At 52.4% G+C, this 26,997-nt stretch carries 16 protein-coding genes; 9 read left to right on the plus strand and 7 right to left on the minus strand.

Annotation, left to right across the window (positions count from 1 at the left end):
• The first annotated feature begins 48 nt into the window (after nt 1-48).
• A complete protein-coding gene (gene bshC / locus DCC81_RS15700) occupies nt 49-1,647 on the plus strand; it encodes a bacillithiol biosynthesis cysteine-adding enzyme BshC (RefSeq protein ID WP_108687548.1) in 1,599 nt (532 codons plus the stop codon).
• Between the two features lie 55 nt (nt 1,648-1,702).
• Here bshC and DCC81_RS15705 read toward each other — a convergent pair whose 3' ends face one another.
• Entirely contained in the window at nt 1,703-3,970 is a 2,268-nt protein-coding gene (locus DCC81_RS15705) for an FUSC family protein (protein ID WP_108687549.1), read from the minus strand.
• 176 nt (nt 3,971-4,146) lie between these two features.
• Between DCC81_RS15705 and smc the strand changes: the two genes are divergently transcribed.
• From smc to DCC81_RS15720, 3 genes are all read left to right on the plus strand, one after another.
• The gene (gene smc, locus DCC81_RS15710) at nt 4,147-7,680 is read left to right on the plus strand and encodes a chromosome segregation protein SMC (RefSeq protein WP_108687550.1); all 3,534 of its coding nucleotides are present in this window, start codon (nt 4,147-4,149) and stop codon (nt 7,678-7,680) included.
• An 85-nt stretch (nt 7,681-7,765) separates the two neighbouring features.
• A complete protein-coding gene (locus DCC81_RS15715) occupies nt 7,766-9,364 on the plus strand; it encodes an amidase (protein WP_108687551.1) in 1,599 nt (532 codons plus the stop codon).
• Between the two features lie 104 nt (nt 9,365-9,468).
• Nucleotides 9,469-10,113 (plus strand): hypothetical protein, encoded by a 645-nt coding sequence (locus tag DCC81_RS15720; protein WP_108687552.1) that lies wholly within the window; start codon nt 9,469-9,471, stop codon nt 10,111-10,113.
• A 117-nt stretch (nt 10,114-10,230) separates the two neighbouring features.
• Here DCC81_RS15720 and DCC81_RS15725 read toward each other — a convergent pair whose 3' ends face one another.
• Entirely contained in the window at nt 10,231-10,572 is a 342-nt protein-coding gene (locus tag DCC81_RS15725) for a hypothetical protein (protein WP_108687553.1), read from the minus strand.
• 215 nt (nt 10,573-10,787) lie between these two features.
• On the opposite strand from DCC81_RS15725, the gene DCC81_RS15730 reads away from it, so the two are divergent.
• The gene (locus tag DCC81_RS15730) at nt 10,788-13,040 is read left to right on the plus strand and encodes a DUF7133 domain-containing protein (protein WP_165806606.1); all 2,253 of its coding nucleotides are present in this window, start codon (nt 10,788-10,790) and stop codon (nt 13,038-13,040) included.
• 145 nt (nt 13,041-13,185) lie between these two features.
• Here the strand turns inward: DCC81_RS15730 and mqnE are convergent, their stop codons facing one another.
• Both mqnE and DCC81_RS15740 read right to left on the minus strand, forming a co-directional pair.
• Nucleotides 13,186-14,376: an aminofutalosine synthase MqnE gene (mqnE, locus tag DCC81_RS15735; RefSeq protein WP_108687555.1), complete on the minus strand. Its 1,191-nt coding sequence runs from the start codon at nt 14,374-14,376 to the stop codon at nt 13,186-13,188.
• Complete coding sequence (locus tag DCC81_RS15740) at nt 14,373-16,529, minus strand: zinc-dependent metalloprotease (RefSeq protein WP_133177680.1); 2,157 nt, start codon at nt 16,527-16,529, stop codon at nt 14,373-14,375. Before DCC81_RS15740 ends, mqnE begins: the two co-directional genes overlap by 4 nt.
• Before the next feature lie 262 nt (nt 16,530-16,791).
• Between DCC81_RS15740 and DCC81_RS15745 the strand changes: the two genes are divergently transcribed.
• Complete coding sequence (locus DCC81_RS15745) at nt 16,792-18,054, plus strand: SprB repeat-containing protein (protein WP_165806607.1); 1,263 nt, start codon at nt 16,792-16,794, stop codon at nt 18,052-18,054.
• Nucleotides 18,055-18,237: 183 nt separating this feature from the next.
• Here the strand turns inward: DCC81_RS15745 and trxA are convergent, their stop codons facing one another.
• The gene (gene trxA, locus DCC81_RS15750; protein ID WP_108687558.1) at nt 18,238-18,555 is read right to left on the minus strand and encodes a thioredoxin; all 318 of its coding nucleotides are present in this window, start codon (nt 18,553-18,555) and stop codon (nt 18,238-18,240) included.
• Nucleotides 18,556-18,648: 93 nt separating this feature from the next.
• Nucleotides 18,649-22,290, minus strand: a complete 3,642-nt coding sequence (gene dnaE / locus DCC81_RS15755) for a DNA polymerase III subunit alpha (protein ID WP_108688271.1) — start codon at nt 22,288-22,290, stop codon at nt 18,649-18,651.
• 276 nt (nt 22,291-22,566) lie between these two features.
• Between dnaE and DCC81_RS15760 the strand changes: the two genes are divergently transcribed.
• From DCC81_RS15760 to DCC81_RS15770, 3 genes are read left to right on the plus strand one after another with little or no spacing between them, the layout of a single operon-like run.
• A complete protein-coding gene (locus DCC81_RS15760; protein ID WP_108687559.1) occupies nt 22,567-23,217 on the plus strand; it encodes a C40 family peptidase in 651 nt (216 codons plus the stop codon).
• A gap of 50 nt (nt 23,218-23,267) precedes the next feature.
• Complete coding sequence (locus tag DCC81_RS15765; RefSeq protein WP_108687560.1) at nt 23,268-24,182, plus strand: class I SAM-dependent methyltransferase; 915 nt, start codon at nt 23,268-23,270, stop codon at nt 24,180-24,182.
• A gap of 4 nt (nt 24,183-24,186) precedes the next feature.
• Complete coding sequence (locus tag DCC81_RS15770; protein WP_108687561.1) at nt 24,187-25,356, plus strand: glycosyltransferase family 4 protein; 1,170 nt, start codon at nt 24,187-24,189, stop codon at nt 25,354-25,356.
• On the opposite strand, the gene DCC81_RS15775 is transcribed toward DCC81_RS15770, so the two are convergent.
• Entirely contained in the window at nt 25,351-26,853 is a 1,503-nt protein-coding gene (locus DCC81_RS15775) for a lipopolysaccharide biosynthesis protein (RefSeq protein ID WP_108687562.1), read from the minus strand. The genes DCC81_RS15770 and DCC81_RS15775 overlap by 6 nt on opposite strands.
• Nucleotides 26,854-26,997 lie beyond the last annotated feature (144 nt).

Here is a 26,997-nt window from a genome sequence, read left to right on the forward strand (position 1 = left end):
TATTTTTCCCTACCTTCGCCCTTGATTTATTTTTCGTACGTAGGAATTATGAGCTATTTCGTCCGGCATTTGCCTTACCAGCAGACGGGTTATTTTAGTCAGCTGGTCCTGGATTTCCTCGCTGCCCATCCACAGGTCAGCCCTTTCTATGCTTACGCTCCCTTGCAGGCCGATTTTGAAAAGGTGATCGCCGCGCGCAAACAGGTGCCGGTAGACCGCCCCGTGCTGGTGCAGGCCCTGCAGCAGCAATACGAAGGCCTCACCCTGCACGATGCCGTGCAGGCCAATATAGCCCACCTGCAATCACCCGGTACCTTTACGGTGTGCACCGCGCACCAGCCCAACCTCTTCACCGGCTACCTGTACTTTGCCTACAAGATCCTCCAGGCCGTGAAACTGGCGCAGGATCTTAAACAACAGTACCCGCAATACAATTTTGTGCCTGTATACTACATGGGCAGTGAAGATGCCGACCTGGATGAACTGGGCAGCATTTACCTGGATGGTAAAACGCTTACCTGGAACACCCAGCAGCATGGGGCCGTGGGCCGCATGCACACGGAAGGGCTGGAGCCCATGCTGGAGCAGATTGCCAACAGTATTGGATTCCTGCCACACGGAGAAACCCTGCTGGCATTACTCGCCAACGCCTACCGGCCCGGGGCCAACATCCAGGAGGCTACCCTGTACCTGGTGAACGAGCTCTTTGGCCGCTACGGCCTGGTGGTACTGGTGCCAGACAGCCCTGCATTGAAACGCCTGTATATCCCGGTGATGAAGGAAGAGTTGCTGCAGCAAACGTCCTACAAGCTGGTGACCAAAACCATGGAGCAACTGGGCCAGCATTATAAAGTGCAGGCCAATCCCCGGGAGATCAACCTGTTTTACCTCCTTGACGATAAGCGGGAACGCATTGTAAAAGAAGGCAACCGCTGGTCTGTACTGAATACGGAATTTGATTTTACAGAAGCCGAACTGCTGGCCGAACTGGAAGCGCATCCCGAACGCTTCAGTCCTAACGTGATCCTGCGCGGCATGTTCCAGGAAACCATTCTGCCCAACCTGGCCTTCATAGGCGGTGGGGGCGAAATTGCCTACTGGCTGGAATTAAAATCCTTGTTTGAGCATTATAAAGTGCCGTATCCTTTGTTGTTGCTGCGCAATTCTTTCCTGTGGGTGGATAACAACGCGCGTAAGCGGCTGGAAAAGCTGGAACTGCAAAGCACCGATCTTTTCCAGGATACACTGGAGCTGGTAGATGCCTACGTGGAAAAACATACCAATGCCGGGTTGGTATTAAAAACAGAATACGATGCGATTGAAAAGCTGTTTGACGAACTGGCAGAAAAGGCCCGCGCCATTGATGTAACGCTGGTAGCCAGTGTAGCGGCGGAGTTTAAGAAAGCGGGCAAGTCCATCGGCAAGCTGGAACACAAATTCCTGAAGGCAGAAAAGAAGAAATTTGCATGGCAAACGGAAAGCATCCAAACGTTGAAGAGCAAGCTGTTTCCCGCAGGCAGTCTCCAGGAACGCAAGGAAAATTTAATTCCTTATTACGCGCAGTATGGACCGGCGTTTTTTGATGTGCTGCTGGAGCACATCATTCCCATCACCGACCAGTTTATTATAATAGAAGAAGAGGCGTAAAATCCTTTACAGATAAGTGTTTCAGGGCTGTGTCAACATGATGCGGCCCTTTTTATTATTCCTCCCGCTCGTTAACGGCACGTAACATATCCCGCAGCAGCGAGTGAATAAGATGCAGCTGGTCGTGCACATGTTTTACTTCCACCAGTTCTTTGCGTACCTGTGAAGGGGAGCTCTTTTCATCGATCTCCTTTTGACGCGCCTGTAATAGTTGTTCCAGGTGCGCATCCAGCGGGGCAAATGCTTTGGGCGCTATGTCAAACTCCGGCACAGGGGCAATGGGATTGCCACTATTCACGGCCATTTCAATGGCGGCCATGCGCTGGGTAAGGTAGTCCATGAACGCACAGAGGGAATCACTGATGGGGCCATACTCCGGGCGGGGATATTGCAGTGGGTGTTGCAGGCCCATATTGGCCAGGGTGGCAATGTGTGAAGTGAGCGTGTGATTGAGCACCACGAAATGATATACCTGGCTGCCATTTTTCTGCCGGCGCTTGGGCTCAGAGAGCATGCGCTGGAAGGCGGCCATCAGGTTGGCCGTATTCACATGCGCTTCTTTGCGGGCCAGCTTAAACTCGGTGACGTTGAAAGGCGCCCCGGTGTAAAGTTTCATGGTCTGGCCAAAGTAACGGCTGTTAGCCCGGATCATTTTCAGCATGTATTCCGGCAGGTACTTGTACTCCCAGCTGGGCCACAGCAGGTGGCTGGCCAGGAAGGAGATGGTGCCGCCTATGAACGTGTCCAGTACGCGCTGGGTCACGTTTTCAATGTCTTTCGGATGCAGGAAATGCAGCAGGAAGATCACAAACGGGGTGGTAAAGAAAACGCTGATGGTGTAGTTGTAAGTAGTAAAGCTATAAGCCCCCAGGATGCAAACCAGCATCATGGCAAAGATCACCGCGGGCACATGTACAAAGTGCAGCAGGCCCAGGGCAAACAAGGCGCCTGCCACGGTGCCAATGAGGCGCTGGGTGCTCTTGGTCTTGGTAACGCTAAAGCCCGGCTTCAGGATCACCACGATGGTAAGCAGGATCCAGTACACGCGGTGCAGGCCCAGGAAAGGGATCTGCCCCAGCAGGAAACCCGTGATGGTGGCCAGGCTGAGGCGAACGGCGTGGCGGAAGTTATTGGACCGGAAGCTGAGGTTGTTTACAAACACTTCCACGTCATAGCGCTGGCGGGTCACAAACCTGGAAATGTCCAGGTTGGGATCAATATTGTTCTGTTTTTCCGCATCCAGGCGGGAAAGGCGGTGCAGGTAGTGGTAGCGCACGGCCATTTCCTCCAGGGTTTGTATAATGCTGTTAAGGGCCAGCAGCTCTGTTCTTTCCTGGAAGCTGGGCCGGCTTTTCCGATAGTCTGCTACCAGCACTTTCACCTTTTCCAGCTCGCGCTGCAGGTTGTGCTCCGGCTTGGAACGCAGGCCCGCGCTAATGGCCAGGCCTATATTTTTAAGTTCTTCTGAAAAAAGGTAAATGAGGTGGCGGAAGGGGCCCAGCACGGCATCGTCCTTAAAAATGCGGTGCAGCTCTTCATAATCAATGTGGGAGGTCATGATCTGCTCCTGCAGGTCCACAGCTTCCAGGAAGATCATGACGAGGCTTTTATTGATGGAGGTGGTGCCCTGCTGGTCGGCGCGCCGTTTCAGGAGTAGTTCCCGCACGGACTCTGTCTGTTCATTCACCTTGACCTGCTGGGCCAGCACGGCAGTGAAATTTTCCTGTACATTGACCCCCGGCAGGTAAAAATTGGCCCGGAGGTCCAGGTAGTAGGCCGTTTCAATGAGGGTATTGCCCAGGGCCTGCTGTACATTGAGGTAAGGGCGCACCTGCCAGAGCAGGAGGGCCAGGAAATCGTACCAGAGGCAGCCCGCCAGTACCAGGCTGGCAAACAGGAGTACTTCCCCAATGCTGGCCGGGGGCTCGCCGATGACCAGCACCATCACCAGCAGACCGCCAATGCCGATATTGCCGCCCCGGTTGCCGTACACGAGCAGCATGCCGCAAAAGAAGCATACCAGCACAATCCAGGGAATGGAAAGGAAAAGGTAGGGGATGGCCAGGCCCGTGCCCAGGGCTACCACGGTATTGAGGGCGGTGCTGATAAGCAGCCCGTTTCGCTTGTGGACGGCGGTGCCCGGTACGTCCGAAATGCCGGTACAGAGCGCGCCGGTAGAGAGGGCAATGCCAATATCCAGGCGCCCCAGGTAATAGAAAACCACCGAGGGGAGCACCACGCCAATGGTCATGCGCAGCCCGTTGCTGAAATGATAACTGAAAATGAAACGCTTAATGTCGCGTAGGATCCGCTCGCTGTGCATGGGCCAAAATTATAGAAATTTGTTATACGGATCAGAAAATCAACCCCCTAGCCCCACGGCTCCCAGTTTTTCTCCACAGGTGTGTATAAAATAATGTCATTATTAATGATAAGCCCATTAAATTACCTTTTCCGAATACTATATCTTTGACACCTCTAAAAAACCGGGAGTAATACGTGCGTTTAAAAACATTAGAAATAAAAGGGTTTAAGAGCTTTGCCGACAAAACCGTGCTGAATTTCGATGAGGGGATCACGGGGGTTATCGGGCCCAACGGATGCGGAAAGAGCAATATCATTGACTCTATCCGCTGGGTGATCGGGGAGCACAAGATCAGTAACCTGCGTTCGGAAAACCAGTCCGGCCTGGTGTTCAACGGCTCCAAGACCCGCTCCTCCAGCGGCATGGCGGAGGTGAGCCTGACCTTTGAGAACAATAAGAATGTACTGCCAACGGAGTTTACCACCGTTACCATTACCCGTAAATTTTACAAGAACGGCGACAGTGAATACCGGTTGAATGACGTAGCCTGCCGCCTCAAGGACATCCACAACCTGTTCATGGACACCGGCGTGAGTACAGACTCCTACGCCATCATTGAGCTGGGCATGGTGGATGATATCATCCGCGACAAGGAAAACAGCCGCCGCCGCATGCTGGAGCAGGCTGCCGGCATTTCCATTTACAAAACCCGTAAAAAGGAAGCCAAGTCCAAGCTGGACGCCACCGAAGGCGACCTGAACCGTATTGACGACCTGCTGTTTGAGATCAACAATAACCTCAAAACCCTGGAAAGCCAGGCCCGCAAGGCAGAGCGTTACTACGAGGTAAAAAAAGAATACCGCGAAGTAAGCATAGAACTGGCCAAAGCCGCCCTGGAAGGCTTTAATATCACCTTCAAAGACCTGCAGGACGAGCAGCAACAGGAGCTGGACAAGAAACTGGCCATGGATGCGGAAATAGCCACCGAAGAAGCAGCCGTGGAAAACGACAAGCTGCACTTTGTGGCCAAGGAGCGCGAACTGCAGGAAATGCAGAAAGCGTACAATGAGCTGGTATCCAATATTCGCACCCGCGAAAACGATAAGAACCTGGCCACCCAGCAGCTTACCTACCTGCGGGAGCGGGAAAAAAGCCTGACCACTTTCCTGGCCAATGCCGATACCCAACTGCAGGGCCTTACGGAAAGCATCAGCTTTACCCAGCGCCAGAGCGAGGAAGAAGAGGAAGTGTTTGAAACCATGATGGACGGTGTGGAAACGCTGAAAGACCTGGTGGAAGAACGCAGGGAACAATTCAACCAGAAAAAACTGGCCCTGGAAAGCCTGCGGAAAGACCAGCAGCAATGGCAACGCCAGCAGTTTGAAGCCGAGAAGAAAGTGGCCGTAGCCGATACTTCCGTGCAAAACCTGGTGCGCACTATCCAGCAGTTGCAGGAAGAAAAGACGCAGCGCCAAACGCAGATCGCACAACTGCAGGACGAAAAAGAAAGCCTGCAACTCACCGTGCAGGATGCCAGGGCAGACCTGGAAGAGATGATCGCCTTTCACGAAGAGACCAAGGGCAAGATCCTCTCCACCCAGTCTGAAATGGAAGGCCTGCGTGAAAAACTGGTGAACGAAAACCGTGCACTGGATGCCAAGAAAAACGAGTACGATCTTTTAAAATCGCTGGTAGACAGCCTGGAAGGCTACCCGGAAAGCATCAAGTTCCTCAAGAAAAATACAGACTGGAACAACAAGGCCCCCATCCTGAGCGATATCTTTTTCTGTAAGGAAGAATACCGGACCTGCGTGGAAAACCTGCTGGAGCCTTACCTGAACTACTACGTGGTAAACAATACCGCCGAAGCCGTGCAGGCCATCCAGCTGCTGGACGCCAACAAAAAAGGCAAGGCCAATTTCTTTATCCTGGACCAGTTCCACCACCAGGCCGGGGCTTTATTTACCCCGCCCAATACCATTCCTGCACTGGATGTGGTGGAGATAGAAGAGAAATACAAAGGCCTGGGCAATTACCTGCTGGGCAAGGTGTTCATCACCGACGATGCCACTGCCATTGATTACTCCCAACTGCCGGACAATGATGTGCTGATCACCGAAAAAAGTGGCCGCATCTATCGTGGTAAATATAGCCTGAGCGGTGGCTCCGTAGGCTTGTTTGAAGGCAAGAAACTGGGCCGCGCCAAAAACCTGGAAAAGCTGGAAGCAGAGATCAGAACGCTGACAGATACCGTTACCAAACTGAAAGAGCAGATCCAGGAAAAACACAACGCAGTACTGGGTTTCAACAGCCAGCTGAATGAAACCAACATCAACCAGAGCCGTGAAAGGATCAACCAGCTGAACAACCAGCTCTTTGGCCTGCAGAACCGCATTGAGAACTTCCATCACCTGGTGGAGCAGGGCGACAAACGCCTGGCAGACCTGCAGCAATCCCTGGATGATAACCAGGAAAGCATTTCCACTGTACGTGATGAACTGGAAGTGCTCAATGACCGCGTGCACACCCTGCACGACAGCATTGTAGCTGCCGACCGTGCCGCACAGGAAGCAGAAAGCCAGTTTAACCAGGCGAACGTGCAGTTCAACAACCAGAACCTGCAGCATACCCGCCAGCAGAGCAAGGTGCAGGGCCTGAAACAGGAACTGCAATTTAAACGCAACCAACTCAGTGACCTGCACACGCAGATCACTAACAATAAAGCCCAGCTGGAAGACGCGGCCGCCAACATTGCCGCCGCGGAAGAAAAGCTGGCTCACGCAGAAGACGGCCTGGTGGAAATGTTCCGCCAGCGCGAGGAGGACGGTAAAGCCGTGAACGAAAAAGACCAGGAATACTACAACTTCCGGAACACCCTGGCCGAGCGGGAAACCGCCCTGCGCGCCAAACAACGCAGCCGCGCAGACCTGGAACAGAAACTGGCGGTGCTGAAAGACAAAGTGAATGAACTGAAGCTGCAACTGGCCTCCATGAAAGAGCGCCTCAGCGTGGAATTTAAAGTGAACCTGGAAGAAGTGCTGGATGAACTGCGCAAGACCAATGACACCATGGAAGAACTGCAGATCAGTGCAGAACGGTTGAAGAAACGTATGGAGAACATGGGCGAGATCAACCCCACGGCCATTGAGGCTTACCAGGAAATGAAGAAGCGCTATGAATTTATCCTGGAGCAGAAGCAGGACCTGGTGAGCGCCAAGGAATCACTGATGACCACTATCCAGGAAGTGGAGACCACGGCCAACCAGAAGTTCCTGGATACCTTTAACCAGGTGAAAGAAAACTTTATCCGCGTGTTCAAGGCCCTCTTTACAGAAGAAGACCAGTGTGACATGATCCTCAGCGATCCGGCCAACCTGGCCGATACCGGCATTGAGATCATTGCAAAGCCCAAAGGCAAGCGGCCGGCAGCCATTACACAGCTTTCCGGTGGGGAGAAGACACTCACCGCAACGGCCCTGCTCTTCGCGATCTACCTCATCAAACCCGCGCCGTTCTGTATCCTGGACGAAGTGGATGCCCCGCTGGATGATGCCAACGTGGGCAAGTTCACCAACATGATCCGCAAGTTCTCCGATAACTCGCAGTTCATCATTGTAACGCATAACAAGCAGACGATGGCTGCTGTGGATGTGATCTATGGCGTGACGATGCAGGAGCCAGGTGTGAGTAAGCTGGTGCCGGTGGATTTCCGGAGTTTGAGTAATTAAAGAAAAGAAATTTTGAGATAGGGAGGAGCGTACGGAATGTGCGCTCCTTTTTTTATATTCACGTTACTACCAAAATCTACCACCCATGAACAGGCGTCATTTCCTTAAAAGCGGCTCCCTGCTGGGGCTTCCAGCCCTTGGGGGTCTTTCTCTCGCTGCTGCCGCTTCTGGACCTGTTGTCAAAGATTTTTCCCTTAATGAAGCCACGATAGACCAGTTGCAGCAGCAAATGAAAGGTGGCGCCCAGACCAGTCGCAGTATAACGGAAATGTATATACGCCGTATCCAGGAAATAGACCAGGGAGGCCCGCAATTGCGGGCGGTGATCGCGTTGAACCCCGATGCGTTGGAAATAGCTGCTGCGCTGGACCAGGAACGTGCTGCAGGTAACGTGAGGGGCCCGCTGCATGGGGTGCCGGTGCTGATCAAGGACAATATTGATACAGGCGATAAAATGGTTACCAGTGCAGGTTCCCTGGCGCTGGCGGAGCACCGGGCCGGGAAGGATGCCTTTATTGTGCAGCAATTGCGCAAGGCAGGGGCGGTGTTACTGGGCAAGACGAACCTGAGTGAATGGGCCAACTTCCGTTCCACCCGTTCCATCAGTGGATGGAGCAGCCGGGGCGGGCAAACGCGCAGCCCTTATGTGCTGGACCGGAACCCGTGTGGCTCCAGCTCCGGCTCGGCGGTGGCTGTGGCTGCCAACCTCTGTGTAGTGGCCATTGGTACGGAAACAGATGGTTCCATTGTGTGCCCGTCGTCTGCCTGTGGTATTGTGGGCATAAAACCTACGGTGGGGTTGCTGAGCAGGAGCGGAATCATTCCGATTTCTGCTACGCAGGATACCGCTGGTCCTATGGCACGCACCGTTACGGATGCGGCTATTTTACTCACCGCGCTCACTGGTATAGACCCGCAGGACGCGGCCAGTACGCTGAGTGAGGGGCATATACAACACGACTATACGAAGTTCCTGAATGCAAAGGGGCTGCGGGGTAAACGCATCGGCTTTGAAAAATCACAATTGAAGCGGCATGAGCGGGTGGATGTATTGGTGGCGCAGGCGCTGGATGTGCTACGTGCGCAAGGGGCTACGGTGGTGGAGGTGGACCTGGCTTCCCGTATAAACCCTTTGGGAGAGCATGAATTTAAGGTACTGGAATATGAGTTTAAGGATGGATTGAACAAATATTTATCCACTGCTAATGCGGGTGTGAAGAACTTGGCGGACGTGATCGCGTTTAACAAAGAACATGCTGATAAGGCGATGCCATATTTCCAGCAGGAGATTTTGGAGACGAGTAACGTAAAGGGGGATCTGCAAACGCCGGAATATGTGGCGGCGCATAGCGGTAATTTAAGCGTGGCACGGAAGGCGATTGATGACCTTTTGCAGCAGCAGCAACTGGATGCTTTGTGCGGGGTAACGTTTGGGCCGTCTTGCTGTATTGACCCGGTTCATGGAGATGCCAATACGGAATATGATTTTTCAGGGCCGGCGGCGATTGCGGGGTACCCGCATGTGACGGTGCCGATGGGGCAGGTGTTAGGATTGCCGGTGGGGTTGTCGTTTTTTGCGGGGGCCTGGCAGGAGGGGGCGGTGATCACGCTGGCGTATGCGTATGAGCAGGCTACGGGGCATCGGGTGGTGCCGGGGTTTAAGGAGACGGTGGGGATGGAGTGAGCCAACTATGCATAGGTATTTATACATAAGTATTGTTATATTGCAATTCTATTTATAAAATCAACTAGAACTGTAACCCTAATCGAAACAAGACCAACATTAAAATGAAGCAGTTAGCCTGTTGCCTGGCTTTGGCCAGCCTTTTCGTTGCCTGTAAAAAGGACGACATAATCCCGCCGGTCAATTACCCGGTAACCATGATAGCCACTTCCATAAAGATAAAAAATAAGGCGCGTCTAATTACAAAGAACGGAGAGATCAAAGACGCTACCACTATCTCCAACTTCAATAAGTGGGCGGAAAATTACTTCATACCTGATTCTGTGATGAAGCTGGCAGCAAGTTTTGTTTTTCTTAGTAAAGATTCCGCTAGTGCTTCAGATGGCGATGGGAGAATAGGTGTTAAAATAAATGGGCCTACCATCTTATTGCAGTATGCGCTGCCATTTTATATTGTGAACCCGGATGGCACGAAGCCTATATTCGAAGAAACCGATGAAGCCTTACACAAATATCCTTTTATTTTTCCTACGCCAACTACGTGTGTGAAAGTTATCGATACCTATGGTGATATGCATGACCTGATGATGCCTTTTTATATTTATCACCGGCGGATTGTAAATAACGCTACTCAAACGGATTATGTAGCATCAAGCCCTGGCTCCTGCAATGCGATCACGAAGGTAAAGCTGGGTGACAAGGATACCCTTTCTCTGCAAACTTATGAGATCTATTATAAGGGACAGTGATGACGAATTGATACATTGTTTCGTTAATTGTCAGGCACAGGATTAAGACCATTAGCTTAACAAAAAAGGCCCCCTTCAATCGAAGAGCGCCTCCCTAAAAAATCGTCCGGAGTATGATCAGTTCTCGGCAAATTTCGGCGTCCGGTAACGTGTTACCAACCCCTCATTTACCCAATTCAAAAAGCGCGATTCATGGCGGAAGTTTGCCGCACCTTCTGTTTCCGGTGCACCCTGCACTTTCACCAGCGGACCTTCCACAAAATATTTCACCGTGCCAAGCGCCTGTGGATTTTCATCCAGCACGCCTACAATGCGTTGTAATTTAAAAGCTGTCCGGTCCTTGTCGTGATCTACCGCAACCACTTTCACAATAAAATCCAGATTTCCCAATTTTTCTTTCAGCCAGGAGATAGCGCCAGAGCCGATCCGATAACATTCGCCAGGAGTTAATTGCGTCATAATTCTTATCGTTTAGTGAGGGTATAAAGGCAAAACCTGTGCCGGGGGCCATGCTACAAATGTAAGGTACGCATAAGTGGCGAGATGTTAATGCTTGTTAATATGGTAAATAATTTAATATCATATTGATTCTGAATGCATCCGCGATTAATTTACTGCCAATGTTTGATTGCTCGCGATCACTTATTAATTTGTTGCCCATTAGGAACCAACGCATGAACCATCGCTTATTACTGACGGCAGCCGTCATATGTGCATTTTTTGCCTGTCACCCTGGCAAATCTTCAGTAGATACGGACAATACGCCACCACCGTCCCTGGACGCGCAGACCTCCCTTTCCCACCTGCAGGTGGAGGATCCCCTCCAGGTACAACTTGTAGCATCTGAGCCCCTGGTAGTGGCGCCTGTGGCCATGAGCTTTGATGCCAGCGGTCGCGCCTGGGTAGTGGAAATGACCAGCTATATGCCCGATACCCTGGGTACCGGCGAAGCCGATATGAACGGCAAGATCGTGATCCTGTCAGACAGCAACCACGATGGCCGCATGGACACCCGCAAGATCTTCCTGGACAGCCTGGTGCTGCCCCGCGCCGTATGCCTGGTAGGCAATGGCGTACTGGTGGCGGAGCCCCCAAAATTGTGGTTCATTGAGAACGATCATGACCACCCCGGGAAACGCACGCTGGTAGACAGTGCCTACGCCTACGGCGGCAACGTGGAGCACCAGCCTAACGGCCTGGTAAGGGCGATGGACAACTGTATCTACAGTGCCAAGTCCAGCAAGCGTTACCGCTATGACCACGGCCGCTGGATGATCAGCGATACGCATTTTCGCGGCCAGTGGGGCATTTCCCAGGACAATTACGGGCGCCTGTTCTACAATAATAACTCTGCCAATGTACTGGGTGATTACTTTGCACCGGGCCTGGGTGCCGGCAACCCGCACCAGCAACGGGTGAGGGGCTTTGATGAAACCATCGTCAGCAATAGCAAAGTGTACCCGCTGCACCACACGGGCGTAAACCGGGGCTATGTAAAGGAAACCCTGGACAGCGAAGGCCGCCTGCGCGAATTTACTGCCGCCTGTGGCCCGGTAGTATTCCGCAGTCCTGCCCTGGGCGCCGCTTTTGAAAACAATATCTTCGTGGCAGAGCCCGCAGGCAACCTGGTGAAACGTAACATCCTGAACCCAGACAGCGCTTTCAAGGTAAAAGGCCACCAGGCCTACGATGGCAAGGAATTCCTGGCCAGTGATGATGAGCGCTTCCGCCCGGTGAACCTGTATACCGGCCCGGAAGGGGCCCTGTATGTAGTGGATATGTACCGCGGCATTATCCAGCATAAAACTTACCTCACGGATTACTTGAAAGGGGAGATCCGCAAACGGGAGCTGACCAAGCCCCTGAACTGCGGCCGTATTTACCGCATAGTGCGTGCCGGCAGCCATCCGCTCATACAACCGCTCAATACCTCGCCAGACAGCCTGCTGGCAGCCCTGCACAGCAATAACGGCTGGCGCCGTGATATGGCCCAGCAACAGATCGTGGACCGCCAGCTGCAGGAACTGGTGCCGCAGCTGAAACAAATACTGGCAGACAGTACCGGCAATGCCTGGATCCACGCGCTCTGGGCGCTGGAAGGCCTGCATGCACTGGCCTGGAACGATGTGGAACCCCTGCTGCAAGACGCACGCAATGAGCAGCGCCAGGTCCAGGCCCTGGCAGTTTTACCGGCGGTGGTAAATGCATCAAACAGTACGGCTATCCTTGCTGTACTGGGCCACTTGGCGGGTAGCTATCCTCATCTCGGTGTGCCCATTGCCCTGGATCTTCCTGCCTTTGGCAATAACCCGGAAGCTGGTAAGCTCTCCGCTGCATTATCCATGGTGGGGACCAATGATGTATACCTGTCAGACGCGCTGATCAGCAACGCAAAAGATAAAGAACAACAGTGGGCGGAGGGGTACCGCGCCATGAAACGCGATACCAACGCGGTCTTCTACCGCCGCCTGCAAGGTGCCATTAAAAAAGCGGCAGAAGCAAAGCTGGCAGAGAAGAACAAAGCGCTGGCAAAACAATTCCCCCGTGGTGCACAGATCTTCAACACCGTGTGCCAAACCTGCCATGGTGGCGATGGTAACGGTATTCACGCCCTGGCACCTCCCCTCAATGGTTCCGATTGGGTGAATGGCGACCCCCGCAAACTCAGCTCCATCGTGCTCTTTGGCCTGGGAGGCCCCATCAGGGTAAGCGGCAAAACCTATCCCGAGATATCCGGTGATATGCCTGCCATTGGCAACAACAGGGAATTTACGGATGCAGACATTGCCCAGCTCCTGAGCTACATTCGCCAGTCCTGGTACAATAAGGCTGCGCCCCTAACGGAACAGGATATACGTAGAACGCGGGACGCAAATCCCGGACGCCAGAAAGCGTTTACCATGGATGAATTATTGCAGATCAAATAACCGGACATTTAATCAATGAGGAGCGGCCGTCCCCGGAAAACAGGGACGGCCGCTTTTATTAGTTGATAGCACCTGTAAAAAGTAAAGCGCCCGGCAATTGCCAGGCGCTTTACTCCAAAATTTATTCGAAAAAATCTTACTGAACCTAGTTCTTTGATGCACCCAGCAACTCTGCGTCGGTAAACACTTCCTCACTGTAATCTTTGACCACGTTATACAGCGTATCGCGCTCAATAGGCTTGCGGCCGGCCTGGCGGATCAGCATGGCCAGTTGGGCCGTGTTCAGGGAAGGGTGTTGTTCTTCCGCGCCCGCCATGGAATAGATCTTCGTGGTATCATCAATGGTCCCGTCCAGGTCATTGACCCCGAAGGAGAGGGTGAGCTGCGCGGTTTGGCGTCCCAGCATGGGCCAGTAGGCTTTCAGGTGGGGGAAGTTATCCATATACAGGCGTGCAATGGCATACAGGCGCAGGTCTTCGATCACGGAAACCTCCGGTATGTGGGCCATTTCATTATCCTTATTACGGAATTTCAGGGGAATAAAGGTGTTGAAACCATGGGTCTCATCCTGCAGCTGGCGCAGGCGCTCCATGTGATCTACGCGGTGGGCGTAGGTTTCCACGTGGCCATACAGCATGGTGGCATTGGTATGCATACCCAGGTTATGCGCCGCACGGTGAATGGCCAGCCAGCCATCCGCATCTACCTTATCATGGCAGATCTGCGCGCGTACATCAGGGTGGAAGATCTCCGCACCGCCGCCAGGCATGGATTGCAGGCCCGCGTCGTGGAGTTTCTTCATGCCTTCTTCAATGGTCAGCTTTGCCTTGCGGAACATGTAATCCAGTTCCACGGCGGTAAAGCCCTTGATGTGTAGGTCCGGGCGGTGGGCGCGGATCTTGCTGATCAGTTCACAGAAGAAGTCCAGGTTCATTTTCGGGTGCACCCCACCTACGATGTGCACTTCGGTAACGGGCTGCCCATCGTATTTTTTTACGATGTCCAGCATCTGGTCTATGCTTAGTTCCCAGCCCTCTTCCTTGTTCTTGTAAAGACGGGAGTAGGAGCAGAATTTGCAGGTGAAGATGCAGACGTTCGTGGGTTCAATATGAAAATTGCGGTTAAAGTAGGTATTGTCGCCATGCATGCGCTCCCGCACGTGATTGGCCAGGGCGCCTGCAAAACCTACGTCGGCTTTTTCAAACAGCAGCAGGCCGTCTTCCGGCGTTAATCTTTCCTGTCTGAGCACTTTTTCGGCTACAGCTTTCAGGCCCGCATCCAGTGAGGGTCTTTGCAGCAGCGCTTCAATTGAGGGGGAGGCTTGGCTAGTCGTCATTTTACTTTCACTATTTTAATGGTCTTCTTGCGATCCCGGTAAATAAGTTTCACAAAGTAAACACCATTTGCCTCATTTGCCAAATCAAAAGTAATGCGGTTGTTGGCCCCGATATCGCCGGCGCTGCGGGTCATAATCAGCCTGCCGGAACCATCGTAGACCGCAAAGTTCTGGAGGTCGGATGGGATCTCGTAGAAGCCAATGGTAACGGGCCCGTTCGTGGGATTAGGCCAGTAGAGCATGCCTTTTTCCTGGAGCAGCGGGTTCACCGCTTTGGTCACCAGGTTGATATTGTCCAGGTAGATATTGTTCTCATAGTTGGTGATGTTACGGAACACTACCTGGTAGCGGCTGCCCCTTACCAGTGCTGTAAGATCAATGGAATCGCGGCGCCAGTCACTGGCCAGGGTAGGCGTAAACTCGCCGTTCACCGGTGTCTGGCGGGTTACCAGGGTGGCGCCGGCTTTTTTGTAAGGTGTGGTCTCGTAGGTGAGGCCGCAGTCTTTGGTGACCAGTACCTGCAATGTATCCCAGTAAGTATTGGTACCATGGATGTCTGAGGTGGTGGCGGCTGCGATATCGAAAAACAGGAACACGGAATCAGTGCTGGCCGGTGCATTGTATACCGATGTAAGCAGCTCATCTACCGGGCCATTGCTGGCATAACCCAGGTTGCGCATTTCCACGGAATGGGCGCTGTTGTGGCCTACATCCCGGTTCAGTTCCCAGGTGAAGGAATTATCCGGGTTATTGATCTTCCAGCCACCGGGCGGGAAATCATCGCTCTCGAAACCTTCCACCAGCGGGTAGGTACCGTCTGCATCATAATGGAAACTGCCATGGGCGGTGTCGTTGCTATGGTCCTGGTCTGTTACGCCATTGGGCAGGTCGGTATATACATCAAACGTAAAATGGCCGGTATCCACCACGCTGGAGGGCAGTGTTATTACCGTAGTAGCCAGGGACGCCAGGCTGCCGGTCCAGTTATAGGTTACGGGAGCGCTGTTATTGATGCGGTAGGATATTTTTACGGATTGCAGGGGAGTGGTGCCTTTATTCTTCAGGATGAGGGTGGGGGCTACTTCATTGTCGCACACCTTGTCCATGGGCCCCAGCAGGGCAAAGGCCTGGGCGTCATTGGCCAGCAGGTTTACCGGCTGGCAGCCCTGTGAGTTGATCAGGGAAGCGCGCTGCAACTGCCATACGCCATCCATCACAGTAGCCTGGCCGGCGGTAAAAAGGTGCATACAGGCATCGTCCGTATAGTCCATGTAGTTCATGAACATAATACCAGGGTAGGTGGGGGAACATAGGTCCGTCATCGGGAAGCCGGGACAGCCAAAGGTGCGCTTGCCCTGGGGCGGCGTATCTGCAATGCCATCGTCCACGGTGCAGCGGGCCACGCCATCCGCGTCATCATCGCCCCAGATATGGTGCATGCCAAAGTAATGACCTGTTTCATGGGTTACCGTGCGGCCGCCGTTGTAGGGGCTTTCCGCGGTGCCACTGGTGCCAAAGCCGGTATAGTCCACCGCAATGCCCTGTTCTTCCTTCGGGTAGCCGGCACCGGGAAGGGTGGCTACGCCCAGGTTGCCGGAGGCAAGCTGGCATACCCAGATATTGAAATAGCTGTCGCTGTCCCATGCGTCGGAACCACCGGTGCTGGTGTATTTCACATCCTGGGCGGCGGTGGATACCTCAAAGGGGGCGTGGCTGCTGGTCACCCTTACCACCCCGGTAGCCGGATCCCCATTGGGCGTACGCTGGGCCAGGCAAAACTGGATATGGGTATGCCCGATGATGGGTTTCCAGACGGCGGGCACTGCGGCGGTATCTGCATTGTCCCCGGCAAAATCCTCGTTCAACACCTTCATTTGCTGGGCTACCTGCAGGTCTGTGATCACGCTGGGATCCGGCATCACGATATGGATGACCACCGGCACCGTGATGGTGCTGGGCACGGCCGTGGTGCGCAGGTTGCGCATGTTTGCCAGGTGCTGTAGCAAGGCTTGCCGCTGCTGCTTGTAAGCCGTTTCCAGCTTGGGATTTTGTGCAAACAAATGTTGCATGGCTTCATCCGTACCGCAGCGTCTTTGCGCTATGGCCTCAGTTCCACAGAGGATCGCCAGGAAAAGAAATAAGTATCGACGCAATTCGGTAAGGGTTTTAGTAGATGGTAGAATGGCTAAAGAAGCAGCATTTTGTTGCAATAATATAAAATGTATTCAGCATAAAAGCCTAAACAGGACAAATCATGGTTTTGTTGCGGCCAATGCTTTTACACAGGGCTTTGATATTCATTAAATAAAATTAATATTTGTGGTGGTAAAGGGTTTTTAAAAAAATTGTTACATGCATTCAGACGGGCATATAACGCTTTGGAAGGCTATTTTAGTTTGCGGCTTACTTTCGGGGATGTTTTTTGAAACAGGTGAGCAGGCGCTTTCCGCGCATGGGCGCGGGATGGGTGGCGCAGATGATCTGGGGCGCGCTGCGCGCGAAGGGATAGCGGGTGATACGACCGTGGTGCCGGAAAACAATACAACCCTGGATACACCTGGTGTTAACAAAGTGGATACCACCGGCGCAAGCAACGTCTTAGCAGCAGGAAGCCGGGATACGATGTATATGAAACCGCAGGAGCAGCTGCAATTGTCTGCTGTAGCGGATTCCAGCCAGGTTGCTGTTGCAGTTGCAACACCGGCAGCACCACCGGCACCACTTTTCATTGGCCATGATACCACTATCTGCGCGGGCATGGTCATCCTGCTGCACGCAGGTACCGGTTTCCGGCGCTACGAGTGGTCTACCGGTGATACCACGGAAAGTATCATCGCAAATGCAGGCCAGTACCAGGTAAATGCTACGGACAGCCTGGGAGTGCACGTGAGCAATATACGACAGGTGCATGCCGCCGCAAGGCCGGAACTGGGCATTACCAGCCGGCCCATTGACTGTAAACATGCTTCTGCCACGCTTACCCTGCACCCGGACGGGGGCGCCGGCGGGCCTTACGCCTTTGCCCTGGAAGGTGGCGCTTTTACCCGTGGCCCGCTTTTTCCCGGCATGGCGCCGGGTGATTATGTATTCCGGGTGCGGGATAGCCTGGGATGCCTGTCTGCCCCCGAGCCCTTTACCGTAAAGGGTTTCCCGGAGCGTACATTGCTTACCTCTGCCATGGTCAGTGGTGCGCGTTGCCCGGGTAGCGACGATGGCTCCATCCAGGTAAATATTGACCACGGCACGCCTCCTTTCACCTTTGCGCTGGATGGGCAGGCGGCGCGGTCCAACAATGTATTCAGCCATGTTTTTGCAGGACAGCATACCGTTATTGTGCAGAGTGATTTTTGTGCAGATACGCTGCAGGTTACGGTGAGCGGGCGTGCGCCCCTGCATTTTTCGCCGGTGGTGGGAGATGAGACCAGTTTGCATAACGGCCGCATCGCCTTGCGCCCTGGCGGTGGTACGCCGCCTTATGATATTTCCTGGGACCAGGTGCCGGTGAAGGATACCGTGTTGTTGCATTTGCCGGCGGGTATTTATACGGTGCACCTGGTGGATGGTTTTGGTTGTGGGGCGGATACGAGTATCGTGGTGCGGGGTAGGGTGCCGGCGGCGAATGGTCCGGTGGCGGCAGGGCGGAAATCCAGAAAGGGAAAAGAGGGGCAAAAGAAGTGACTTATCCTGGTATTGCCAATGCCTTTTCTCCGAACGGCGCTGGTAAAATAACGCAGCCGCATTGGCATAAAATAAAAAAGCAGGTCATTAGTGTGACCTGCTTTTTTGTAACAGCCTGCATGAAAAAACGCAGGCATTGCGGCCTGCGTTCTCCAGTTGATATTACATCCAGCTTTATATCTCTTACAGGTGAGCCTGTATTTTTTTCTCGAGTACGGAGCGGGGAGCAGCACCTACTTGTTTATCCACCACTTCGCCGTTCTTAATGAACAGGATAGCGGGAATGCTGGTGATACCGTAAGCAACAGACAGTTGCGGGTTCTGATCTACGTTCACTTTGCCAACTTTTACTTTGCCAGCATAGTCCTTAGACAGTTCCTCAACTACGGGACCGATTGCGCGACAGGGACCGCACCATTCTGCCCAGAAATCTACTACGCTCAACTGTTCAGAGCTTAACACTTCTGTCTGAAAGTTTGAGTCTGTGAATTCGAGTGCCATATGATTTATTTTATTGTTTGCTTTATTGATTTTTCCGTGTGTAAGTTATAACAAATAACGAACCGTGATGCAAGGTACTGCATTTTTGACCGGCTACCTATTGAGAATCTCTATATAGGTATCGATGTCCCGCTGCTTCCCCAGGAAGGATGCTAATTCATCATTCATTTCCAGGTGCCTGTTGAAGGTATGCAATTTAATGGCCAGGTTATCGTCCCGGTCTATCAGCTGTATGAAGAGCTCTGCGCTGCCAGGATGGCGGGATGCATTGTCTACCAGGAAGTCTACCGTGCTCTTGGTGAGCAGCTTGGGCATGGTTACCAGCACCACGCTTTTGGTATGGGTTTTCTTCACTTCCTGCAGCAACTGTATGCCGTTGATCTTGAACTCGTATTCATTCTCATTGAAGCGTTTGGACTTAAAGCCCCCGTTGATGTACAGGCAAAGGCCGGTTTTCATGTAGGAGGAAAAACGGATAAAGTCTTCGCTCCAGAGGGCAAATTCAAACTTGCCGGAGTAGTCTTCCACGGTAAGCACGCCAAACTGGCGGTTGTTACGGGAAATGCGTTCCACCGCGCTGGTCACAAATACCGCCAGGCGGAAATTGCGCTCCCGGCTGCGCCCGCCGGTACTGCCCGGTGTGGTGATCTCTGCCTGGTAGTCCAGCAGCTTCTGGATGGGATCCATTTTGTAGTGCTGCAGCTCAAATTTATAATCGTCCAGGGGGTGGCCGGAAATGTAGATGCCGGTCACATCCCGCTCATGGTTCAGTTTTATGATCAGCGGCCAGGGATCGCAGGGGGCTATCTTGGGCGGCTCCACGGCGGGCATGTCATCCATGGCAAAGAGGCTGCCCACGGTGGTGCCACCGGCGGCCACCTGGTTGCCAAATTTTACGATCTTGTCCAGCCCGGTCATCGTATCCCCTTCCGGCTTGTGGAAGTACTGGGCGCGGTGCAGGGCCGGGAAGCAGTCAAATGCACCGGACATTACCATGGCTTCCAGTGATTTCTTATTCACCATGCGCTGGTTCACGCGCTTGATCATGTCGAAAATAGAGGTGTAAGGGCCGCCTTTTGTGCGCTCCTCGATCAGGTTCTCGATGGCTGCTTCACCCACGCCTTTGAGGCCGGCCAGGCCCACGCGGATGGCGCCGCGGCTGTTCACCGCAAAGCCTTTGAACGATTCATTCACATCCGGCTGCAATACCTCGATGCCCATACGCTTGCACTCTTCCATGAAGAAGGTGATCTTTTCAATGCTGCTGGCGTTGTTCAATACCGCAGACATATACTCGGCCGGGTAGTGGGCCTTGAGATAGGCCGTCTGGTAGGCCACCAGTGCGTAGCAGGTAGAGTGGGATTTGTTGAACGCATAAGAGGCAAATGCTTCCCAGTCCGTCCAAACTTTATCCGCTGCCTTGGTATCATGCCCACGTTCGGCGCAGCCGGCCATGAACTGGGATTTCATTTTGTCCAGTACGGCTTTCTGCTTTTTACCCATGGCCTTACGCAGTACGTCCGCATCGCCTTTGGAGAAGCCGGCCAGTTTCTGGCTGAGCAGCATTACCTGTTCCTGGTATACGTTAATGCCGTAGGTATCGCTTAAGTATTCTTCCATGGCATCGATATCGTACGTGGTCACTTCCAGGCCGTGTTTACGGCGGATGAAGGTGGGGATGTACTCGATAGGCCCGGGGCGGTACAGGGCGTTCATGGCAATGAGGTCATCAAAACGGTCGGGCTTCAGTTCACGCAGGTATTTCTGCATACCTGGCGACTCAAACTGGAATGTACCGTTGGTCTCGCCTTTTTGGTACAGCTCATAGGTCTTGGGATCGTCCAGCGGGATATAGTCGATGTCTATTTCCACGCCGTAGTTCGCTTTGATCATATTCAGCGCACCCTTAATAATGGTGAGGGTTTTGAGGCCCAGGAAGTCCATCTTGATAACGCCGGCACTTTCAATAATGCTGCCTTCAAACTGGGTTACCAGCAGGTCGGAGTCTTTGGCCGTGCTCACGGGAATGAGGTCGTGCAGGTCTTGGGGGGCAATGATGATACCCGCCGCGTGGATGCCCGTGTTGCGCACGGAGCCTTCCAGTACACAGGCTTCGCGGAGTACTTCGCCCTGCAGGTCGTCGCCTTTGATCAGCTCCCGGAGTTTTTTTACGTTTTCAATGTCTTCGCCGCCCAGGCCTTCCTTATCGGCCAGGCTTTTTTCACCCTCCAGCGGGGCGTTGAAGATGCGGTCCAGCTGGATGCCCGGCTTGTCCGGTACCAGCTTGGCCAGCCCGTTGGAATCGGGCAGGGGCAGGTCCATTACGCGGGCCACGTCCTTGATGCTCATCTTGGCGGCCATGGTACCGTAGGTGATGATCTGCGCTACCTGGTTCTTGCCATATTTCTGTACTACGTAATCAATTACCTTCTGGCGGCCTTCATCGTCGAAGTCCGTGTCAATATCGGGCATGCTCTTGCGTTCCGGGTTAAGGAAACGTTCGAACAGGAGGTTGTATTTAATAGGGTCGATATTGGTGATCCCAATGCAATAGGCCACCGCGGAACCCGCCGCAGAGCCACGCCCCGGGCCAATGAACACCCCCAGGTCGCGCCCGGCCTTGATGAAGTCCGACACGATGAGGAAGTAACCGGCAAACCCCATTTTCTCAATTACATCCAGCTCAAAGTTGAGGCGCTCTTCCACTTCCGGCGTGATCTCCGCATAGCGGGCGCGGGCGCCTTCCATAGTGAGGTGGCGCAGGTAGTGGTCCTGTGTAAAGAATTCTTTGGGAATGGGGAAGTTGGGCAGCAGGATATCGCGCTTCAGGTCCAGCAGCTTCACTTTATCCACTATCTCGTTGGTATTGTCAATCGCCGCGGGCAGGTCATGGAACAATGCCGTCATTTCTTCCGTGGTCTTGAAGTAGAACTGGTCGTTGTAGAAAGCAAAGCGGGTGTTCTTCGGGGAGGCCTCGTCATCCGAGAATTCCTTCATGGTGGGCGTGCTCTTTTTCTCACCGGTGTTGATGCAAAGCAGGATGTCATGCGCGTTGGCATCTTCCTGGTCCACGTAGTGGGAGTCATTGGAAGCGATCACCTTCACATTATATTTTTCAGCAAGCTTCAACAGCACCACGTTCACCTGTTCCTGTTCGGGAATGCCGTGGCGTTGCAGCTCCACGTAGTAATCTTCGCCAAAAATATCCAGCCACCATTTAAATTCTTTTTCGCCGGCTTCTTCTCCTTTTTTCAGGATCACCTTGGGCACGGAGGCGCCCAGGCAGCAGGTGGTGGCAATGAGGCCTTCATGGTACTGGAGGATCAGTTCCTTGTCGATGCGGGGATATTTACCGTACAGGCCTTCCATGTAGCCGAGGGAACAGAGCTTGATGAGGTTTTTATAGCCTACCTCGTCCTTGGCCAGCAGTACCTGGTGATAGCGGATATCTTTTTCATCCCTTGTAAAGGCCCGCTTGTGGCGGTTTTCCACGAGATAGAACTCGCAGCCCACAATAGGTTTCACTTTCAGGCGTTTGTCCTTGGGATCTTCGGGATTAAGCTTATGGTTATAGGCCTCTGCTACAAACTGGAAAGCACCGAACATGTTGCCATGGTCGGTAATGGCCAGTGCCGGCATGCCGCTGGCCATGGACTTTTTATACAATCCCTTGATGTCGGCAGCGCCGTCCAGCAGGGAATATTGGGTATGTACGTGTAAGTGCGAAAATTTCATATGCTTCTCTGTCGGTTCAGGCACAGGCATTTGTCATCTGCCCCGCAACGACCAAAGGTCTGTCAGTTAGCGCAGATAACAAATTGATGGATTGTAAAATTTATCCACAAAAGGTGTACAACGTACCGTGTACAGCGTACAACGTACTACCAGTGTGAATGACGGTAGCCGTATCCATTACCGGCATTTTATGACAAAATGTAAGCTCGTTGTACGCGGTACGTTGTACATTGTACGATTTTTTAACTAACATTGCGAAAATTTCGACTATTTAAAATGATGATAAAGTTCGCCCGGACCGGTTTGCTGGCTTTGTGCAGTATGTGGCTGCTCAGCGCCTGTTCCTCGACGAAGAAGACTACTTCCATTACCAGGGCCGCGGCGCCGGCCCGCACGCCCACGCAGATGGAGCGCCTGTCTGGCCATAAAGGCAGTTACAACAGGGGAGAGGACCACCAGATCAACCGTGGGCTGACCTTCAGCAACACGTATATTGAAAATGCACATACCTGGCAGTTCAAATATGCGCAGCTGGTGGATGTGCCGGTGGAAGAAGTGATGACCAATGACCGGTTGTACAGCTTTATAGACCAGTGGTGGGGCACGCCCTATCACATGGGTGGCAAGGACAAGACGGGGGTAGACTGTTCCGGTTTTGTGAATATCCTGCTGGCCACTGTGTTCCAGCAGAGCACTTCCGGCACGGCGGCACAGTTGTATGAGCAGACGAACCGCATTGCCAGCAAAGATAAATTGCAGCAGGGCGACCTGGTATTTTTCCGCATTTACAGGAAACGGGTTAGTCATGTGGGGTATTACCTGGACAACGATAAATTTGTGCATGCCTCTACCACGGGGGGCGTGATGATCAGTGACCTGAATGAGCCGTACTGGAAAAAATACTATGCCGGCGGGGGGCGATTGTAGCCCAACATTTCTATATTTGTAACCATACCTTTGCTAAATCCGCGCCCATCATGGTCAAGAGCCCGATCACAAAACAGGAAGCCAAATTGATAACCACTTTCCCCACAGACAGGATCATTGAAGGATACCGTATACACGAAAAAGTGGACGTTCGCCGTTTTTTTGAAGGTATCGACGAAATAGGGTTATATCAATGTCAACAGACGGGTTACCGCTTTTTTCACCCCTCTTCCATCTTCGGAGATGGCAAATTTTATGAAGATCTGGAAAGGGAAAATGAAGCATATTATCCCAAGAAAAAATGGGAACACCAGTATGTGGCCAGCCAGGTAAAGGCAAGCGAAAAAGTACTGGAAGTGGGAGCGGGTGATGGTTTTTTCCTGGAAATCCTCCGTAAAAGGGGCATCCACGCCACCGGTCTGGAATTAAATGATAAGGCCATTGAAGCCGGTCGTGCCAACGGACTGGATATGCATAATGAGTTGATCCAGACCCACGCAGATGTGCATGCCGGAGAATACGATGTGCTCTGCGCTTTCCAGGTATTGGAACATATTTACGACGTGGACGATTTCCTGAAAGCCTGTCTCAAGGCAGTAAAGAAAGGTGGCCGCGTTATTTTCGGTGTGCCTAACAACAATCCGTATCTCTACAAGCATAATAAGTGGGACCTGCTCAACCTGCCTCCCCATCATGCAGGACATTGGAGCCCAGCGGCATTCCGGGCATTGCCGGGTTATTATGATGTGCATATTTCCAAACTGATAGTGGAACGGCTGCACTATAAGCTGGGCCAATACAAGATCTGGTATCTTGCTCAGCGCGATTATTATCTGGAAACCAAGCCCTGGCTGGGAAAACTCATGTCTGCCGTGCCCCGCCCACTATATAAGATGCTCACTGCGGCCGTGTCGCCATTTATTCAGGGCCGGAACATCATTGTGATATTTACAAAAACTAAGTAAGGCATTGGCACAGCGCAAACCACACCTGCTTTTTATCGGGCATGAAGGCTCCTTCAGCGGCGCGCCCATCCTGCTGCTTAACCTGATGCTGCTGGTAAAAGAGGAAGTCGATATCACGCTAGTGGTGCGCAGGGATGGACCTTATGTAAAAGAGTATGCCAGGCATTTCCCGGTAATGGTATTGAAGTCCGCCGGCTATGGTAAGGGCGGCATTTTAAAGCGCCTGGGAGATATGGCAAGGAACCGCTGGCAACTGGCCCGTCTTTTTGCCCGCATGCCCCGTATAGACCTGGTATTCAACAACACGATCGTGAACGGGAAGCTGCTTAAAACGCTGGCCTTCTTCAAAAAGCCCGTGGCCACGTATGTACACGAGCTGGATGAAGTGATCAAAGCCTACCTGCCCACGGGGGACGCCGCTCTCACCTTTACACATACACGCCAGTTTGTCTATCCTTCGCTGAAAGTGAAGCAGGTACTGCAGTCCATTGGGAATGTACCGGAGCAGCGGCTGCAAGCGCTGAATTATTATTTTCCCGTGGATATGTCGCTGGTACACATGCCTTCCGCATTCAATGCTTACTTAGGCGATTTCCGGTTGCGTTACGGATTGGAAGATGCAAGCATGGTAGTAGGTGGAATGGGACTTGTTTCCCAGCGTAAAGGCACCGATATTTTTGTGGAGACCTGTGCAGCCGTTGTGAAAGAAAATCCTGACATCCGTTTTTGCTGGATTGGTAGTTTTGAGTCCCCGGAAGAAGAAGCGCGCTACAGGAAAATGTTGATGGATAAAGGATTACAGAGACACTTGGTTTTTACCGGGCCCCTGCCACATAGCTACTACAATACAATTCCCTTCGACGTGTTCTTCCTTTCCTCGCGTGAAGATCCTTACCCGCTGGTAGTGTTGGAGGCCGCATTTATGGGCGTGCCTTCCGTGTGTTTTGCCGGCGGCGGCGGCATACCTGAGTTTGTGGGGAATGATGCAGGCTGGGTCTTGCCCCAAATGACCGCGGCGGCGGCTGCCCGACTATTGTTGGGCCTTTACAACGACCTGGACGCCCGTGAACAGAAGGGGAAACAAGCCATGCGGAAAGGCCTTGCACTGCATGGAGATCCCACCCTAGTGGTCTCCCAGTTCCGCGCTATCATAGATCCCTTACTAGACCTATGACCTGCTTATTATTGCTTTTACTTTTTCCAGTCCCATACTCCACAATTTATTAGCGTCTTCAGAGATGTGAAGGCTGAGCAGCACCGCGGCGTTTAACCCTGTAAACAGGGCTGATTTGCAGGCAATGTCAAGGAGTGGATTAGATACATCTACCAGGAGCCGTACAATGAAAAAATTGACTGCCAGGATCACCAGCACCGCACCATTGCGCCAGGTGAAAGGCTGCATGTCAAATTTTACCCAAATGAAAATATAGCGCACGAGATTAAAGAAGAAGTAAGCAATGAGCGTGGCCATGGCAGAACCGGTGATGCCGAAGTGCCGGATCAGGATGTAGTTCAATGGGATGAGCATAAGCAGCAGGGATACAGTGGAAATGAAATCTACCCGCCAGTAACGGGAGGTGGCAATGATCTGGGCATTTACGCCGGTACCGAGTTCCACCATCTTGGTAAGGCCGAGAAAAACCAGTACCATTTCCCCCTGTAAAAACGAAGCTTTGATGTGGAACACCTCGAAGGCTGCATGAAGGTTTAACAGCACCAGGCCAAAAAGAAAGCCGGCAAAAAGCAGCATGTTCAGGGCAGTTTTCCGGTAAATACTGGCAATGCGCTCCATGTCCTTGTCTTTCCACGCCTGCGCTATCACCACCACTGATACAGACACCAGTCCGCGCTGGGGCCCTTCCATCAAAGACGTCAGGTAATTGGCAAAATTGAAGATACCTGTTTGTGTGAGGCTTAAAACGCTGGAGATTATAAACCCGTCAAAATTGCGGGCCAGCATGGTGAACAGAGAGGCAAAAAATACAAAGCTGGCAAAGGGCATCATCTTTTTATACATGCGCCGCGTGATCTTGCTGGTCTTGAAAGTAAGCGAGATCTGTCCTTTGCGGTATAAGTAAAAAAGTAGTCCCAGAAAGATGATGCCGTATAAAAAAGAGTAGGCAATAATGAACTGGTTGAAATCGATCCATTTGAAAATATACAGCGCTATCAGCACTGTAGTAAGCAGGCGGAGCCCCAGCTCTTTGAAGAAATTGGCAGCTATGGATGAAAAGTGGTTCCAGGCCTGCGCTTCCAGCATGGAAAACAGCAGGTAGAATAAAGTCATGGGGTAAACAGTATAGAGGTAATGTACCAGTAATGGGGAGTTCACAATAAAATATTGCCCGATAAAGCCCTGGAACACATAAGCCAAAATGCCAATGACAATGTAGCCGGATAACGACAACATGAGCATTTTAGTGAACAGGTCCCGCTCTTGCAGAGGCAGCCGGTCGCGGTAGTACGGATAAAAGCGGTACAGGATGGAAATACCACCCAGGTTGGACAATGCAAAAAAGGTCGTGCTCAGATCAAACAACTCGCGGGTGAGCCCGTACTGGGCTTCCGTGAAATATTTTCCGGTAAATAATAATGTGTTGATGGCGCCAATGGCAAAACCGATATAAATAAAAAGTGTTGAAGTAATACTTTGTTTTCTGATAATACCCATTGCTGTGCTTATGAATCCGTGTAAAGATGGGAAAAAATGACCATTCGGGGAAGCCACTGTCGCAACGCACTGTTAAAAACAACACAATATCTGCGAAATGGACAGCTGCCCCAAAGTTTGTATTTTTGAAACTTCACCAAGAAA

The sequence above is a fragment of the Chitinophaga parva genome (genome assembly GCF_003071345.1).
Classification (GTDB): domain Bacteria; phylum Bacteroidota; class Bacteroidia; order Chitinophagales; family Chitinophagaceae; genus Chitinophaga; species Chitinophaga parva.

Excerpts from the sequence above, each read along its gene's own strand:
- bshC (WP_108687548.1), top strand. The coding sequence starts at position 49 with ATGAGCTATTTCGTCCGGCATTTGCCTTACCAGCAGACGGGTTATTTT.
- DCC81_RS15705 (WP_108687549.1), bottom strand. The coding sequence starts at position 3,970 with ATGCACAGCGAGCGGATCCTACGCGACATTAAGCGTTTCATTTTCAGT.
- DCC81_RS15715 (WP_108687551.1), top strand. The coding sequence starts at position 7,766 with ATGAACAGGCGTCATTTCCTTAAAAGCGGCTCCCTGCTGGGGCTTCCA.
- DCC81_RS15720 (WP_108687552.1), top strand. The coding sequence starts at position 9,469 with ATGAAGCAGTTAGCCTGTTGCCTGGCTTTGGCCAGCCTTTTCGTTGCC.
- DCC81_RS15725 (WP_108687553.1), bottom strand. The coding sequence starts at position 10,572 with ATGACGCAATTAACTCCTGGCGAATGTTATCGGATCGGCTCTGGCGCT.
- DCC81_RS15730 (WP_165806606.1), top strand. The coding sequence starts at position 10,788 with ATGAACCATCGCTTATTACTGACGGCAGCCGTCATATGTGCATTTTTT.
- mqnE (WP_108687555.1), bottom strand. The coding sequence starts at position 14,376 with ATGACGACTAGCCAAGCCTCCCCCTCAATTGAAGCGCTGCTGCAAAGA.
- DCC81_RS15745 (WP_165806607.1), top strand. The coding sequence starts at position 16,792 with ATGTTTTTTGAAACAGGTGAGCAGGCGCTTTCCGCGCATGGGCGCGGG.
- trxA (WP_108687558.1), bottom strand. The coding sequence starts at position 18,555 with ATGGCACTCGAATTCACAGACTCAAACTTTCAGACAGAAGTGTTAAGC.
- dnaE (WP_108688271.1), bottom strand. The coding sequence starts at position 22,290 with ATGAAATTTTCGCACTTACACGTACATACCCAATATTCCCTGCTGGAC.
- DCC81_RS15760 (WP_108687559.1), top strand. The coding sequence starts at position 22,567 with ATGATGATAAAGTTCGCCCGGACCGGTTTGCTGGCTTTGTGCAGTATG.
- DCC81_RS15765 (WP_108687560.1), top strand. The coding sequence starts at position 23,268 with ATGGTCAAGAGCCCGATCACAAAACAGGAAGCCAAATTGATAACCACT.
- DCC81_RS15775 (WP_108687562.1), bottom strand. The coding sequence starts at position 26,853 with ATGGGTATTATCAGAAAACAAAGTATTACTTCAACACTTTTTATTTAT.